This is a genomic window from Microcystis sp. LE18-22.4A (genome assembly GCF_027531105.1).
Taxonomy (GTDB): Bacteria; Cyanobacteriota; Cyanobacteriia; order Cyanobacteriales; family Microcystaceae; genus Microcystis; species Microcystis aeruginosa.
The window spans coordinates 1-16,667 of record NZ_JAPZRB010000419.1 but is presented as its reverse complement, the minus strand read 5'-3'; the positions used below and the strand labels follow the sequence as shown (position 1 = coordinate 16,667).

Here is a 16,667-nt window from a genome sequence, read left to right as displayed (position 1 = left end):
AGGGAACTCTATCTTCCCCTGCGTCTTGATTTCGATTCTAGAACCTATCTGAAGAAAAATCGGAGTGCTGATGCGAACACCGAAAGGATGATGAGAGATCAACCCTGAGCAACAAATACAGAGCTACCAGAGTCTGCTGCTATTAAGGTAAAGCAACTAAAATATCGGGAGCATCTCATTTATGCAAGTGAGTAATTATACTTGTCCTAACACTGGTTTCTAGCAAGGCTTTCAAAATAGCTTGACGTAAAGATTTAAGGGTTATAAAGGTGAGATGCTCCCGATCGCATAGGCATTAGCGTGGAACAAATTCTATTGTTTTATGCCGATGGAATGGGGGGTTTCTCAACATTTTTCGTGGGTTAGACACAATGGCTGAAAATCTAGAGTTTTCGTTGAGGTGCGTCGATGCCTTGGCCAGCAAGGCTTTGAGCCTTATGACTGAGGTAACTATTGCGAATCATTATTAATAATGTCTATGCTTTTCAATATCCCACGAAAAATTGCTGTACAATCCTTATACAGCCTAGTTTTGCCAAGCTAGTCTTTTAACTTCTTAGCAAGTTTAATTAATGGAAACCATTGATGTCCTCCACGATGTTCCAATCATCGTCAGCTTTTAACTTCTTAGCAAGTTTAATTAATGGAAACAGAAAAAGTCCCCAGCAAGCTGCCCCCATCCCTCCTACTTTTAACTTCTTAGCAAGTTTAATTAATGGAAAGTTTTATAGTTTGAGTAACGCAAGCGTACTTCCTGCTGGACTTCTTTTAACTTCTTAGCAAGTTTAATTAATGGAAAGAAAAGCATTAAGATAGGCGTTTGAAGCGTGTATCCTTCTTTTAACTTCTTAGCAAGTTTAATTAATGGAAAGGTGTTAGTTTGTGTTCTGTGAATTCACTGAGGATAGTGGCTATCTTCTTTTAACTTCTTAGCAAGTTTAATTAATGGAAAGGTGTTAGCCCGTCTGGTTTCAGACGGTATAGGTTTCTTCTTTTAACTTCTTAGCAAGTTTAATTAATGGAAAGCCTGCAATGAGAGAGAAACACCAATAATCCATATTCTTCTTTTAACTTCTTAGCAAGTTTAATTAATGGAAAGTGTTTCCTCCTCAAAATCCGTGCCTATTAAATCCTTCTTTTAACTTCTTAGCAAGTTTAATTAATGGAAAGGATTTATTACTTGGCCATAAATTGAGGCCATAGGTTCTTCTTTTAACTTCTTAGCAAGTTTAATTAATGGAAAGCCAGTACATATAACCAAATGCTACTCCAAAAAAAACCGACTTCTTTTAACTTCTTAGCAAGTTTAATTAATGGAAAGATAACATTAAATGTTATGAACGTCATGGCAAGTAAATCTTCTTTTAACTTCTTAGCAAGTTTAATTAATGGAAAGGACGGGTCTGTTTTGCCCATAGTAACGCCAAGTGCAATTCTCTTCTTTTAACTTCTTAGCAAGTTTAATTAATGGAAAGTTATTTGGTTAGCTTTTTGCTTTATCAACTCCATCCTTCTTTTAACTTCTTAGCAAGTTTAATTAATGGAAAGCTACATTTGCATCAATGCCAGTCCAGTAATTAGTCGGCTTCTTTTAACTTCTTAGCAAGTTTAATTAATGGAAAGTGAACGATATTCAGGCAACAGCATACGGAACTCCAAGTCTTCTTTTAACTTCTTAGCAAGTTTAATTAATGGAAAGGCTTGATGGGAGGCAATGTAAAATACTGCTTTTTGAGCAGTCTTCTTTTAACTTCTTAGCAAGTTTAATTAATGGAAAGAATAATAATTACCAATGCCGCTATTACCAAGAGGCAATCTTCTTTTAACTTCTTAGCAAGTTTAATTAATGGAAACCATCCAACGGAGTAGGGGCAATTCATGAATTGCCCCTACTGCTTTTAACTTCTTAGCAAGTTTAATTAGGGTCTGCTGAAAAAGTAGGGGCGAAGCATTCGGGCAATAACCTATCGGTGAAACCGGAGATTTTCTATCCGAATGCTTCGCCCCTACAGGACGCGGGCCGATGAAGACGCTAGGTTTTGAAGCACGATTCTCTCAAAATCTTGCACCTGTAGGAGCAAGAAAAGCCACAAAACCCTTACCATGCCTACATTTCACATTTATTCAGCCAGCCCTAATTAATGGAAACGTTTTTGCTAACCAATTGTTAGCTTTAGGAACCCTCCAGACTTTTAACTTCTTAGCAAGTTTAATTAATGGAAACCATCCAACGGAGTAGGGGCAATTCATGAATTGCCCCTACTGCTTTTAACTTCTTAGCAAGTTTAATTAATGGAAACAAAAGGCCACCCCACCAAAATCCAGGGATTTCATCGACTTTTAACTTCTTAGCAAGTTTAATTTTTAAAAAATCTCTGAGTTGGTTGGTATCGGGCTAATTCACTGAATTTGCATAGGGTTTAATGAGTTTAATTGTTGAATAAATGTAGCGCAATCACGCTGGTTAACTCCAAAAATTGTTACTGTTTGATAAGGTTCCTGTTGTGGGGGAAAATTAGATTTAATTAACACATAAGAAGGTGTAGAAGCAGTTTCTCCTCGTTGGCTGATTCGTCCGCCAACATTAGCATTTCCATTTCCCTTTTGATTGACACCTTTAAAGCCACTACTATAAAGGAAATCCAGCCCTTCTCCCCGTACTTCTGACCTTAATCCTTCGTTTTGCCAATTCTTGACAGTTCTAGGATATTTTAAACTAGGACAAGAAATTAAATAAATTTGAGTCTGACTATTCAAAACGTCTTGAGAGCGATTGCCAGGATTTCCGGGAGGACAATTAGCAGGATCTCCTATGGCAGACTGTAGGGCAAGTAAAGAATCTTTTACCTCTCTAAGAAACTGCTGCCATCGTTCTTGATTACGAGGTAGTTTTTTAGTGTCAACTTCCCAATGGCATCCCCTTAATCCTAGTGGATTATTCCAATGCAACGATCGTCTCGATCCTCTCCCAATTCCTGCTAAATGAGAAGATAATTGCAATAGCTTTTCTGCTAAGTTGAGAGCATCCTGATTTTTAGCTTCTAGTAGAATATTACCTTCACAAAAATAAGGACGATTGCGATCACCTTCTTCCTCTTCCCAATCTACAGAAATACGAATTAGTCCTTCTTGAGCTTGCGGTTCAATAGTACCAAATAACCTACCTTCTAAATCTTTACATTGCTGCGGTGAATAAATACTTAATCCTACTGCACGAAACCAATAACGCAGCATCCCTCGCACTGCTACGGGACGAAATTCATTATTTCCCTGATATTGATTATCTTTAGCGGGAGGATTTGCGCCATATATCCCCTGCGTCCATAATTTAAAAGCATGGGAAGAGTGATGAGACAAACTAGAAGCAACAGATGTTCTACCATACCCCGCACTAACCCGCGAACCAATTCCTGCTGATAAAGCTAGTTGTAACCAATCTTTGACTGTGCTGACATCTTCTAATTTACCTCTGCTGGTGCGAGTCAACCCAATTAAAATCTCAGGTTCTTCCATTGACAACAGATAATGGGGGACAGGTTGATAGCATACTCGGTTATTTTCCCAACTCCATTGAGGATTAGCGATATCTACAGTCAAACAAGGTGCAGTGGGAAAAGCATCAAGAAATTGAACGCAACCGATACCATCTTCTAGTTTCCCCAGAAGTCGATTTACCTCAACTTCTGGTTGATTTTGTCTTGCCCAAGCTTTTACTACACCTTTTAAACTACTAGAAGGGATATAAGGTACACCATAGACTGGATGAAATACAGGAAGAAGTAACTCCTGAAAACCGCGCATTCCCCCTACACGCACCCTCCAGATGAATTCAACAGTCAGAGTTTCATCAGCTAATCGTTTAGTTTTCTCAGTTAATTGTTGGTATAAAGACTGACAAGTTTTATCCGCCGCCGCCGCTTCTATTAGAACTGGTTTAGCTGTGTCATTATTATTAAATAATCGATGATTCAGTGCTTGTAGAGGACTGGTTAATTTCCGACTGGTTAGATTATTTGTTCTTGCTGTCGATCTTGTCGTTGCAATAATGGAGGAAGGGGCTAACTGTCCAACTTTGAAATTAATCTTTTGATTTTTCCAGTGTGGCGGAAACTTGGCTTGTAATTTCTGCCATTTAGCACTTGCTTTTTTTTTCGCTTCTTCGTCAGAAAAATAAATAGTTATTTCTGTACCTATTTCTAACTGACTATTTTTATACAAGTCATAAAGAGGATTTTTATCTTTTTGGAGTTTTTCCAAAAATTTCTGCCATTCTTGTTGTGCCGTCATGATTGTTCTGCCTCTCCTAAGACTGCTGGCGACCAAAAAGACCACTCTTTTGCTAATTTAATTGCCAAGTGATTGAGGGCGGTATATTTTCTTAAAGGCATATGAATTAATGTGCCTTGATCATTAACATCAAAATCTGCCCCGCTAAACTCTTTGAGCTTAGTAAGAAATTTTTGATAAACTTTCCCTTTATAGCGTGTATCTTCGGCAGTTCCACCGAGAAATTTTTGCATATCTCCACTAAGTCGATGCAGTCCCCAAGTAGATATATAAGTGCTTAATCCTTGAACTAATCCACTAGCTTTTTTGTGGTAAGTTACTGCTAACTCACTTTTTATTTCAACTAAAGCGTTATGTGCTTGTTTGCTAAATTGACGCGAATCTAATTTCATTTTTGACTTCCTGTAGTAGTTTCAGTAGTTTCAATTGTTTTTAGATCGCACCAACCGCGACCTAATCCTTCTAGACCTCCAAATTGTAGTTTATTTTTAAGTAATTCGCTAGTTTTTGCTCGAATATTCTGAGTATTTTCAGTTTGTTTGACAGGTTTCATTCCCCAAGGAAAGAAAAGTACAGTTTCAGGGGGAATGGCTTCTTCCGAGCGAAAAGAACCACCTTTAACAGTTTTTTCGCCTTCATTAAGAGCAACGCGCACTTCTCGCTGCAATCCCGTTTCTACCAAAGCAATACAGTCTTCATCATCCACAATGACTAGCTTTTTCAGAAGCTGATTAATCATCCCATTAGCATTAGTAAGATTTTGAAGAGATTGTGAGAGGCTATTAGAATCATTAGTATTTAGTTGCCCTAGGGCATTCGGTTGCAGAATTGCAGTTTGCAAGTAAAGGGGTTCGGGTGTAAAGCTAACTAAAGCTGGTCTTGCTTCTGTAATTTGCTCTCGACAGTTTTGAATCAATTGAGTTAAAGGGGATTTTTGTAACCAACGATTCCAACGTTCTAGCCAGAGAGGACAGGTAATCCAGACTAAGTGATGACTTAAGGATGCGATCGGAAAAAACAGGAGAGTTGCCTCAGCAAACCAAACTTCTCCTTCTGTGGGTTGTTGTCCATTTTTGATTTTTTGGCCGAAAAACTGAGAGACTTCTTTTGCTAATGCTTTTTCTTCTTCACTTTGAGGATTGCTCGGTTCTAAGGCAGAGCGAATTTTACCTCTCAAGGAGGAAGCAGGAAGATAGGGAAACTCGGTATGGACTTCGCGGGCAATTCCCATTAAATTACCCTCATCAGCACTTCCGCCCGTGTGTAAAGGGGTCAGCAGATATAGATATGTTAAATAAGTATTCATAATGGTGTATTACCCCATAATAATTTACCATAGTTGAGTTTTTGAAAACTGGTTAACCAATTCCCCGTCGATTCAGGTTTAGGTAAGAGTGCCTCAGTTTCAGATGGAATCTGGTTAAAGATATAGACAGTCCCAGGTGGAACAAAGGCTCGTTGTGGCAATAAAGCAAATTCCTCATCTCCTTTTGTTTCTGAGTTAGGGGATGTGGAAGAAATCTGCGAAGCCGTGCGCTCCTGATTCTCTTTACCAAAGGAAATAACTAACTTGCGCCTAATTTGAGAAACACCACCCCACAATAAAGAACGATCGCTGACACATCCTGCTAAGATGGATTGCCAATCACAGGGATAAACGCCATAAACGGCTTCCTCCTTAACCGCTAGTCCGGGGGTGAGTAAATAAGCAAAATCACCTGTTGTATTGGTCTTAGGATTAAGCAGTGTTTGATCAGCATCGGACAAAGTAAATGGGATGACAATCGCCCGATGTCCTTCTCCTCCCAACCGGACTACTGTTTCCCCTAACTTTATACTAATTCCCGCTACTAATCGCCAACCTGGTTTAAGACGAATCGCTACTTCAGTAAAATAGCCATCTTCATCTTTTACTTGTCGCTTATCCGCTTGCATTTGAATATGAGGCATGATCTGCACATTCCAAGGATCTTCCTGAAATTGTGTAGGGTCTGTAAGTTCTTTTCCTTGTAGATATTCGCTTAAAGCTTCTGCTGTAATCCAAGGATAGGGACGACAGAAAAATTCTCTTCTGTTCTCTTCTTCAACTAGCTCTCTAAAAGGAGCTACCATTGGAGCTAATCCCGCCTCGTCGAACAACAAATGTTCCCAAGCTTTATCTGTTCGATCAACAGGTTGAAGACGTAAAGTTCGATGCCAATCCGAAGCTGTATCGTCTAAATTATCTTCTTTTGGTTCCTCTTCTTTTGTTTCCTCATCTTTTGGCTGACTCTTTTTGCTCCAACTCACTGCAACTAAATCCTTAGGAGTGGGAAAACATAATCTATCTTGGGGACTTAAGAGAAATGGGCCTATAAAATCTAAATCTTTGACATCTTTGGATAAAGTCGAGCGCAATGCTTGAAAAACTGTACTGGGAAACGGGGGAAATAGTCCTTTTGCCCAAGCACTCTCCCCTGGACTAAAAGGTTTAGCTTCCCGAAATAACAATACATCTAAAGGAGTGATCGCATACCAATACATTTGCTGTTCATCCATAGTTTATTACTCCGTTTCTCCCCATTTCATTTGTTGCATCCTTTTGTCATTCCAGAAAGCACTAAACCGCAAAAGATTAGCTAAATCCTTTTCGGTCGTGCCTAAAGGGACTTCTTTTTCAGTTTTATTTTTATTTACTTGATTATAGGTTTGATAAGCCCAGTTTTCCCACTGATCCAACCAATTTAGCAAGTTTTCTTGAATATGAGACTCTAGTGTTTGATCTCGACGGTTGATGATCACTTGTGCAGCTTTTCTCAATAGGCGATCGCTTTCAGTAACACAAGCATGACGGGGTAATTCTTCGGCTAATCGATAGAACAACGCACTTAAATCTTGCTGATCATACTGCATAAAATTCCACCATAAGTCTAATAATTCCCCTTTCATCAAGGCTTCTAAAGTATTACCCGAACCATAAATCACCCGAAAACAGAGTCCATCTTTTCCATATAACTTTTTAGCACGGTCTTTTTCAGCCGTCCACAGGCTTTCTAATACGGTAGGAAGAGGTACACTTTTATGAGCGATAACAATGCCTAGACTCATGGTTGCCCCATCTCCCATCGTAAAATAGGGACGTTTTTGTAATCCTTGCAGAGATTGTTTAGGAGTCCAGTAACCCCCCTCTGTGCTGAATTCTCTTTCTGGATCTGGGTCAGCACACCAAGCAGCACGAAGCGATCGCAAATATCCCGGTAAATCTGCTAGAGGTAACACTGCCATCACATCATCACCGCCACTATAGACGACTTTACCACAATAACGTTCTTCCGTAAGGTAGGGTACTAAGCGATTAGAAAAGTCTAATAAGGCGCGATTTAACCCGACATGGGTTGCTGGCCCCATGCGTTTTTGGGTTGCTAGTAAATCTGGGTAATCTTGATGATTTTTGACATTTTCTGCGATCGCATCTGTGATTAAATACTCTTTGTATTTCTTTAATTTTGACCCAGAGACATATTTCCCCATCCCATCCCCATCACCGAGGACAATTACCCACCAATCGGCTGGACTTCCTTCGCCAAATTTTGCTTTTTTATGCGCTTCTTCAACTAAACTTCTTAATGTTGCTGTTTCTTGAGCGTTACAATTCATGTCATCAGCTAACCATTTACTGGAAAACATGACTCCATTAAAATTCTGTCCATTCCTATTTTCTGGATTAATTTGCCGATCAACTTTTGGTATCTGATAAGGACGACCATGAGTACGGGAGGCAAAAGTGTCTGCTTTGTCAGGTAATTGTTGGTTAATAAGTGTGTTAAGACAATTCCAATAGTTGCGTGTTTTTTGTCCTCCTTTTTTAAAATCTTCGTAAGCAAATCTTGCGGCAGCAATAGAACTTAAATTAGGAAAACGAATTAAATTATCATAGTTAGTATCATCTTCTTGCCCTAGATTAATTCCCAAAGATTCAGCAACTCCCCCATATCGCCAAGCCATGCGTTTTGTTAATTCGATCGCATTCAATTTTTCTGAGCCATTAAATAACCCTGGATAAACTTCAGCCATTAATCGCCAAAATAGACGCATTGATCGAGCCGAAAGTCCACCTCCATTTTTAAACTGCCCATGATAATGTAATTGGGGATGAACTGCGCTAAACTGACCCGATAAAGTGGAACGTTCCCCAGGTGCTGTAGGAATTGCCCAAGTGCGAGTATTTTTTACGGCTTGAGTAGACTGTCCCAAACGAGCTTGTAATGCCCCCCACCAAGTACCAGTATTTATCTGTTCGTAAAGGTTTTGTTCGGCTGTTGTAGGTAGAGATTCAGCTAAATGAGGAGGGGCGATCGCATTTTGCGATTGTTTCCATTGCTGATAATTTTCCTCTGTGGGATTAATAGTTAATGGCTGCTCTGGATTGCCTAAAGGCATTGCAGTCCAGTAAGTTTCCCAAGTTTTGTCTATTTGTGCTTCCCAGAGTTTATTCCACTCCCAACAACTACCATGATGTCCTATCTGCCATTTTTTTAAATCTCGTTTACATATTTCTTGTTCGCTTAAAAACTCTTTTAATAATATTTCATCTATTTTCTGCTGATTTTTAGTATCTTTAAGAAACTCTAGGGTTCGTTTTTTGATATCTTCCCTAACTTTTTTGGCAATCTCTGACCATTCTTCTCTTAAACATTTTTTTAATTTCTCTCCCAATTCTCTAGCTGCTTCTTTACCAGGAACTAAAGCCATAATCACATTAGGAAATCCAGCCGTACTTAAACTTGTAGAGATGCCATTATCAAATCTACCAACTGGAGATATTCCGTCTTGAAAAGAAGCAAAATTAGCCGCAAAATCTGGATATTTTTTAACAATTAAAGCATCGATAATTTCTTGACTCCAAAGAGAAGGAGTAATCACAGCATCAGACCCATAAGTTTCGGCAATATACCAACAGAGTTTAACACTGAGATAGTGCAGTAGATAGGAACCTGCCCAAAAATCGACAAATTTTCGGGATGCTTTGATAAATTCTTGTACTGGGGAGAAGGTAAAGAGAAAAAGATAAGGATGTTGGGATTTACCTCCTTCTTGCCAATGTTCGGGATACATCGCCCCAACTAGAGCGGAAACGGTACTTTTGTAGCTATGTAGGGGACAATCAGGAAGGATGCTGTGAGCAGGATAGAGGAAAAAATCCTTCTGGTTTTGTCGGATGAGTTCGGGATAAAATCGCCAAAACCACCAAAATAGTTTTTCTATATCCGTTTCTGAGGTAATTTCTGCGGGAATTTCTGGTCTTGAGTCTTGTGAAGTAATATTTCGAGTTTGTCCACTGATGGGATGTTTCACGCTATTAATATTAGTGCCTTGAGCCTCTCCTAGATTAACGCGATCAGAGGAACTAGCTATTTGCAGGGGTAACTCTTCTATCTGTCCTTGTAACTCTTCTGGGTGAATAGACTGTAATTGTTGCAAAATAGATTTGTCTTCTAGCAAGGCACAAAGTTTACGAAAATAGAAATTTGTTGAATTAATAGGGGACTCTGATTCTGGCATAATCATAAATTGCTAAGGCCTCTCTTTAAACTTTATCACGAAAACAAAGATAGTTAAGCAAAATAATTGATTAACTATAGCATCTGACAGGCGGACAAGCGAGCTAGAAAACTTGCCAACAAAGGCTTCTGGCTTCTCTCGCTAGAAATAGATCGAGCGATTCTAGGCAAAAAACTAACGAAAGAACTAGGGATAGGAGCGAGCTTACTAGGAATTATTATTAATAAGTGAGAGATGGTGCGGCAAACTTTTTCGAGCTAAAACCATGAAAAGCTTACGATATATGGATTTCAGCCTTCTTGTCCCCCTGTCAGATTATTGATATAATTTATAGTTTTTTTCGAGATATTCTTTGATTTGCGCTCGTAAATCACTAGGCAAAATTACCTCTACATTCGGACCCCAACTACGCAATCGCATGATAACATTATGATCGCCAACACGATAGCAAAGCTTATAATAAACATCTTCGGAAGCGCAATTAACTTTTGCCAATAATTTTTCTCTTTGGATTTTTTTGGTGTTGTCTATTTCTGAGTCAATTTGCTCGATAATCATTTTCTTTACTTCTTGAATATTTTCGATTTTTTGAAAAGTAGAGTGACGGATTGTATTTTTAACATGACGCTGATAATAGTCTTGATCGAAACGCAATAACATCGTATTAAATTCACGATAAAAACTGAATCCATAAGCCAATTCTAATTGCTCTTGAATATAGTCGGGACTGTATAAATGATTAATTTTATCGTTTTTGTGTATCTGCGATCTAAGCCGTTTAGTTAGATCGGAAAAATCCCAAGCTATCTGTTTCAAAGATAATATCCTTTCTAACCGGTAGCCATACCATTGAAGTGCTTGAGAACTGTTTTGATCTGGTGTTTCTCCAAAAGCATACAAATAATAGGCTCTCTGAGAATAATGAATAGAAACAGGATAAATAATGTAGTAATTTGTTATATTTTTACTAGCACTATAGTATTTTATTTTAATAGGAGAAATTAGAGACTGTTTCCAAAATTCTTTTAAATTGTCTGCCCAATCTGCTACTTTATCCTGTAGAGCTTCAGGAACAATATATTCAGCTTGAATAAAAAATCTTTGATGTCCATTGATTTTAGTTGTTAGTAGTTCAGCAATAGTAGATAGACCATCATTGAGAAAACTTAACCAATTATTTTCAGTAATTATATCATTATTATGCTTAATTAAATTGCAATTATCTAATGAATTTAGAGATGAAGAGACAACTTTTTTATAGTGACCTTTAAGAGAAGCTGATTTAATTAATTTTGGCTGATTTAATTGGGCAAGTCGCTTAAAATTATTTCTTAAAGTTCGTTGGGTTACTTTAAAAATATGAGAAGATAAAATTTGTTGCAAATTTTCAGAGCTAAGTTGATATCTGGCAATTATTTGCTCTTGCCATTTTTGTTGATAAAATAGCGGATATTCTCCTAGTAGTAAATCTTCTAATTTTTTATTTTGAACATCTGGTATTTTTGTCCATAATTTATCTATCCAAGTAATACAGTCAAACCATTCTTGGTCTATTTCCACAAAAAAATCACTATTAAAATCATAAAAAGATTGCTCGATTATCCATAATCGTACAGCATTTTGTATTAAATTTAAGAAATTATCAATCTGTTTCTGATCAGACTTAGGATAATTCGCTAATCGAGCTAATTCCGGGACAAGTTCTTCTAGAGTTGTGATAGTAGGTAAGGACATAGCCAAGTTAGAGAAAGGGAAAAAGAGAGGGATTTTACTCCAATTATAAAAAAGGTAGGGAAACCCCCCTTTCCTTCCTTAAAGGGTGCATAAGGAAGAACAGAAATAACAGTCAGAACTTTGCAGATGGTCTATATTGGCTTTTAGCCAATTAGAATTGGGAAAATCATAAATCCAATCTAAACCAGAATCGATAGGGAGAAAGCCACTGATAATTCCGTGAATCACCCCTACTCCTGTGCTGGCACAAATATTATTTAACCAATAGACTGCTGGCGCGTCAATTCCTTGTAAATAACCAGCTTCAGAGGCAATGGCGGCGATCTCAGTCGGTGCAGACTCTAATGCCGCTTGTTGTAGATTAATAATATTGCCACACATCAAACACCAGCCCCCCCCGAGCGGAGGAACGGTTACACGACAATACAGACGAGGTTGATGATGGGGTTTGACTTCAATATGAGTCCCTAAACAAACCAAGGGACGAGCATACTCTAAAGCTAATTCTTGAGCTACTTGTCGCGAGCGATGATTATCTGTAGCGACGACGATTAAATCCGCTGTCGCTATTTCTGCTTTGGCTTTCTCATCTTCTACGGAAAGAGATAAGGCTTTAACATGAGAACCAATAGCATAAGTTCTTTTAATCAACCATTTAAGATAGTGAACTTTGTACCATCCTTGGTCTACCATTTCTTGAGTAGCAGCTGGCATTCGATTGAGATTTACTGTTTCTAAACGGTCATGATCAATAAATACCCAATTTTTGACCCCCAATCTGGCCAGTTGTTCAGCAAACACGGCTCCAATACCGCCACAACCAATAAGAGCGACTTTTAATTGATTCAGGTGTTTTTGTACAGTTTCTCCAAAAACTTTTTGTCGAGCAAAGATTAATTCTGTATCTTCGCCAGAAAAGTTACTATTGATTGGTGTTAACCAAGAACGACAGAATTCAATTGAAGTATGATTAGTTCCTTGACGATTCCAAATCCGAAATTTTGATTTTTCTAGGGACTCATTGAAGACTCCAGAAATCAAGCGAGGCTTTTCTTGGTAACAAGAAGCGAGAAACTTAGCGTATTCTGCTTCATAGCGATCATCGACACAAGAAAAGGAAGGAGTAGCATCGCCAAAATGGGTATGAATGTGAACTACATCTAATTTCCGAGTTTTACTTGAAGAGGAGGACTTCGAGAGAGCGCACAGATAAGTATCTAGTAAATACTGATGAAATTGCTGTTTGAGTACCAATCCACTAGCCGATTGATGTTCGTAACAATCAGCAGTAGGTACAACCCAAGCTTGAGGAATATATCTGACTTTTTTCTTAGATAGCTGATGGCGTTGACAGAAAAAGAAGCCAATTACTTCTTCTCTGTGTTGACGAGCATCCAGCATTGCTTGACGAAACTGTTTCCACATTAAGGGAGGGATGTGTAGTAATATATCTTGGGGTTTTGGTTGAGTATTCATGCTTGATTGATTATTTGGATGAATGAAGCTAATAGAGAAGATGGAAAGATTGCTTGAATCAATCTTCTACCCTTTTCCCACACTTTTAAGGCTAGGGTTTTATCAGAATTTCTTCTGTCGTCAGACGTTATTAATTGCGTGGCGTGCGGTGATAAATAGGGTAACGAGATTGTGTCCTCTTTCGGGATTATTACTAGGTCGCCAAGAATTGAGCCATTTATCTCGGTTAAACCCGCCTCCGAGTCCTACACAATACCAATACCAGCCTTCTTCACTTAAGAATGGTGCGCCGTAGTAACTTTGTCTAGTAAAGTGATGATCCCCTTCTCCGACCGTATCCCAAGGATAATTAAGGTAGCAGCCAATAGGAGGAAGCCGTGGATAATCTGGTGGTAATAAAAACAAAACATCAGAGTTAGAAACTTTGAATTTACTCGAAGACAAAGGCATTCTCTTAATTAAAATTGCTGTGTATTGCACGTCACCAATTGTTTTACTCCCAACCACAATAGTTTTGGCTACTTTGTCTAGTAATTTTAGTTCGGCACTTAGGCGTGTATTGAGAGTAAATTTAGTTGCATTACTACTAATAGTTATTGTCATTTTTTTCTTTATCCTTTTACAATTTTAGGAACTGTCCAAACTTTTGAACCTTCTTTGAGAGCTTCTGTATCTTTCAAGGGTTTAGTGCCACCAAAGCCTTCTTCCATTACGTCATCATTGCCAATTTCTGGAAGTCGAGAACGTAAATCTTCAACTGTTGTTCCTTCTGGTAAATCAATTAGCTTGCCATTAACTATTGCTCGCATAAAAACTCCTGATTTGTTAATAAATGAATCCCTCAAGAAATGTTTGGTGTGCGCTCTTGATTAAAAATCTATTCGGGTCTTTGACTCAAAGCAATTTTCTTGACATTTCAGTTGATTGTTTTCTTCAACTAATTCATGATGAACAAGAGAAGACTTTGTTTTTTGTGGGTGCTTATTGAAAGGATAAATATCGAACCAATCGCAAAAATAAATAATTACAATCATCAGTGAACTACCAAAAGTCAGCCACAATAATTTTGTCGGTATTTGTTTCTTGAGAGCAGTTAACTTATTTTCAATTTGAGGCAATTTCCTATTTTCTAAAAAGTCTAATTGTTGCTTTTGTTCTTTCAGGAATAGTTCCATTCTTTTTAATTCTCTTTGATAAGTTTTAGCATGATTTTCTTGTCTTTGTGTCCAGAGATTTTCTAAGTTTTCACAATTTTCTTTCAGGTATTGAACGTAAAGTTCAACTTGACGGATTAATGCTTCTCGCTTTACGTTTTCTGTTTGTTCTATTGTTTGTTCTAATTGTTCAAAGGAACTTTGCACTTTCTCAACTTCTTGATTAAGTTTTTCGAGTTGTTGCTTGAAGGGATCAAAATCCCCTTTTGGTTGACCAAATAATTTGCCATTAATTATTTTCACGGTTACTCCATTCGTTTGTTTAAAGTTTGTCATCATGAAAGTAACTAATCAAACACATTGTTATTGCCAATACGATGATAATCTTGTGTCCCATTTTGGGCTTCAAAATCATCAAATAACTCTATCAAATCGATAACACTATTAGCAGAATTTTTCAAATCGTTACCGAGAGATTGTTCGACAGAAGCGACTTCAACTCGCATTCCTCGTCTTCTAAGTTTTTGTGCTAAATAAGCAAAATCAGAATCGCCAGTGACTAAAACGACAATATCTGGCTTCATTTCTAAAGCTAATTCAATAGCATCCATCGCCATTACTACATCAACATTGGTTTCGTAGTCATTACCTTTAGATTTGCCTTCTTTTGTAACAACTAAAAACCCGTTACTTTTTGCCCAGTAGATAAATTTTTCTTTGGTTTTTCTTTGTTCAGTAAATCTTTCTTTATCTGGAGGTAAACCCAAATAAATTACCATTTCAATTAGTTCTCTTCCTTCCTGGGGATCGGCTAAATAATCACGGATTTTTTGCCAATTAATCTTACGATTAAAACTTTGAGCAGATATATGGGTATTATCGGCATCGGCAAAGACTAATACTCGACGGATAAATGTCATAAAGCTAACCTCTCAACTCCAATTTCATTAAACTACCCTCTAAGAAGAGGGGGTTTCCGATTTCATTTTTGCCAAATCATGGGTTGATATCTTTCTGTCTTTTTCATCAAACAAGAAATGTATTCTTGGACTTGAAGTTCTAAACAACTACGCAAACTGACTTGGCGTTGAGTTTGAGGATGGGTAAGTTCTAAAGATAGTTTCTCTTCCCAATATTTAAGGAACTTCTTCAGAGAATCTTGCTGTAAATAGACGGCACCTTGTTCATCTGGGTTAGTAAAGTTGTCTGGAGAAAAAATATTTTTGTTAACTAAGTAAACGACTAAAGAATCAACAATTTGAGCGCGAAATTCTTCCATTAAATCTAAAACTAAAGCAGGATGATTTTCTCGACAGGTATGCAAATTCCCAAAATGAGTATGTAATCCAGTTAGTTGTACAAGCGAAAAAAGATGCTGAAATAAAAGAGTGTAGCCAAAACTTAGTAAACTATTGATGGGATCTGTTGGAGGACGCATCGTTCTTTTGGTAAAGGAAAAATTTCCTTGAAATAAAGAACTTAAACCTTGAAAATAAATATTAGCAGCTTTTCCCTCATATCCCCTTAATGATTCTAAAGATTCAGCACTATTTAAACTATTGATAATTTTTTTAAGATTGATAACGGCTGTTTTCACTATCTCATTAGGATGACGACGCTGAAGACGCATCAATAAAATTCTCGAATTATGCACTTTAGCACGAACAATGGCATTAGCTTGTGTGTTAACAAAATCACTATTTTCTGCTTGTTTAACTTGTTGCGTTAAATAAGTAATTTTGGCTTGTATTTCCGACTGTAAATGTCCCAAATAATATCCTTGAGGTGAATAATAAGTGATAGGAATATTATGGAATAGCGCTGCTTGTACCGCACCATGGGATAAATGACAGTAACCAAAAAGAATAATATTTTTAACTTGGTTCACTGGAACTTTAAAAAGTTGTTGTTGCTGCTGAAAAATTTGAAACTGTTGGTGCTGAACTTTAAGAGAAGAACCTTGTTCTACTATATATAAAGTGGACATAAATTAATATAAGATATACTTTAAGGGTTGAAGTTGACAAAAAGATATTCAAAAACTAGCTTTGCACACTAGATAAGCTAAAGCTGGAATCGCATAGGAAGCATCTCATTTATGCAAGTGAGTAATTATACTTGTCCTAAAACTGTTTTCCAGTAAGGCTTTCAAAATAGCTTGACATAAAGATTTAGGGGTTATAAAGGTGAGATGCTCCCGATCGCATAGGCATTAGCGTGGAACAAATTCTATTGTTTTATGCCGATGGAATGGGGGGTTTCTCAACATTTTTCGCGGGTTAGACACAATGGCTGAAAATCTACAGTTTTCGTTGAGGTGCGTCGATGCTTTGCCCAGCAAGGCTTTGAGCCTTATGACTGAGGTAACTATTGAGAATTATTATTAATAATGTCTATGCTTTTCAATATCCCACGAAAAATTGCTGTACAATCCTTATACAGCCTAGTTTTGCCAAGCTAGTCTTTTAACTTCTT

General features: G+C 37.6%; 13 protein-coding genes and 1 CRISPR repeat array. Of the genes, 1 reads left to right on the top strand and 12 read right to left on the bottom strand.

From position 1 onward, the window contains the following. Positions 1 to 542: 542 nt before the first annotated feature. Positions 543 to 1,854: a CRISPR direct-repeat array (repeat unit 38 nt; unit sequence CTTCTTTTAACTTCTTAGCAAGTTTAATTAATGGAAAG). Between the two features lie 169 nt (positions 1,855 to 2,023). Next, a complete protein-coding gene (locus O9295_RS18510; protein ID WP_288034396.1) occupies positions 2,024 to 2,239 on the top strand; it encodes a hypothetical protein in 216 nt (71 codons plus the stop codon). Positions 2,240 to 2,400: 161 nt separating this feature from the next. Here the strand turns inward: O9295_RS18510 and O9295_RS18505 are convergent, their stop codons facing one another. From O9295_RS18505 to cas1, 12 genes are all read right to left on the bottom strand, one after another. Then, complete coding sequence (locus tag O9295_RS18505; protein WP_288034395.1) at positions 2,401 to 4,287, bottom strand: RAMP superfamily CRISPR-associated protein; 1,887 nt, start codon at positions 4,285 to 4,287, stop codon at positions 2,401 to 2,403. After that, positions 4,284 to 4,679: a hypothetical protein gene (locus O9295_RS18500; protein WP_103672749.1), complete on the bottom strand. Its 396-nt coding sequence runs from the start codon at positions 4,677 to 4,679 to the stop codon at positions 4,284 to 4,286. The genes O9295_RS18505 and O9295_RS18500 overlap by 4 nt, the downstream gene beginning before the upstream one ends. Next, positions 4,676 to 5,593, bottom strand: coding sequence for a type III-B CRISPR module RAMP protein Cmr4 (gene cmr4 / locus O9295_RS18495; RefSeq protein WP_288034394.1), 918 nt, complete (start codon positions 5,591 to 5,593; stop codon positions 4,676 to 4,678). The genes O9295_RS18500 and cmr4 overlap by 4 nt, the downstream gene beginning before the upstream one ends. Continuing rightward, positions 5,590 to 6,825 carry a type III-B CRISPR module-associated Cmr3 family protein gene (locus tag O9295_RS18490; protein ID WP_288034393.1) on the bottom strand — a complete coding sequence of 412 codons (1,236 nt, stop codon included), beginning with the start codon at positions 6,823 to 6,825 and terminating at the stop codon, positions 5,590 to 5,592. Before O9295_RS18490 ends, cmr4 begins: the two co-directional genes overlap by 4 nt. Positions 6,826 to 6,831: 6 nt before the next feature. Beyond that, entirely contained in the window at positions 6,832 to 9,828 is a 2,997-nt protein-coding gene (gene cas10 / locus O9295_RS18485) for a type III-B CRISPR-associated protein Cas10/Cmr2 (protein WP_288034391.1), read from the bottom strand. Positions 9,829 to 10,143: 315 nt separating this feature from the next. Continuing rightward, entirely contained in the window at positions 10,144 to 11,562 is a 1,419-nt protein-coding gene (locus tag O9295_RS18480; protein WP_149976330.1) for a TIGR03985 family CRISPR-associated protein, read from the bottom strand. A 78-nt stretch (positions 11,563 to 11,640) separates the two neighbouring features. Next, positions 11,641 to 13,038, bottom strand: a complete 1,398-nt coding sequence (locus O9295_RS18475) for a HesA/MoeB/ThiF family protein (protein ID WP_190717927.1) — start codon at positions 13,036 to 13,038, stop codon at positions 11,641 to 11,643. A 120-nt stretch (positions 13,039 to 13,158) separates the two neighbouring features. Further along, positions 13,159 to 13,641, bottom strand: a complete 483-nt coding sequence (locus tag O9295_RS18470; protein WP_103672754.1) for a hypothetical protein — start codon at positions 13,639 to 13,641, stop codon at positions 13,159 to 13,161. A gap of 8 nt (positions 13,642 to 13,649) precedes the next feature. Beyond that, the gene (locus O9295_RS18465) at positions 13,650 to 13,847 is read right to left on the bottom strand and encodes a hypothetical protein (protein WP_103672755.1); all 198 of its coding nucleotides are present in this window, start codon (positions 13,845 to 13,847) and stop codon (positions 13,650 to 13,652) included. 60 nt (positions 13,848 to 13,907) lie between these two features. Continuing rightward, positions 13,908 to 14,531, bottom strand: coding sequence for a hypothetical protein (locus tag O9295_RS18460; RefSeq protein ID WP_288034389.1), 624 nt, complete (start codon positions 14,529 to 14,531; stop codon positions 13,908 to 13,910). A gap of 8 nt (positions 14,532 to 14,539) precedes the next feature. Next, positions 14,540 to 15,112, bottom strand: a complete 573-nt coding sequence (locus O9295_RS18455) for a LabA-like NYN domain-containing protein (protein ID WP_103672757.1) — start codon at positions 15,110 to 15,112, stop codon at positions 14,540 to 14,542. Positions 15,113 to 15,174: 62 nt separating this feature from the next. Further along, positions 15,175 to 16,179, bottom strand: a complete 1,005-nt coding sequence (cas1, locus tag O9295_RS18450; RefSeq protein WP_190717918.1) for a CRISPR-associated endonuclease Cas1 — start codon at positions 16,177 to 16,179, stop codon at positions 15,175 to 15,177. Positions 16,180 to 16,667: the final 488 nt, after the last annotated feature.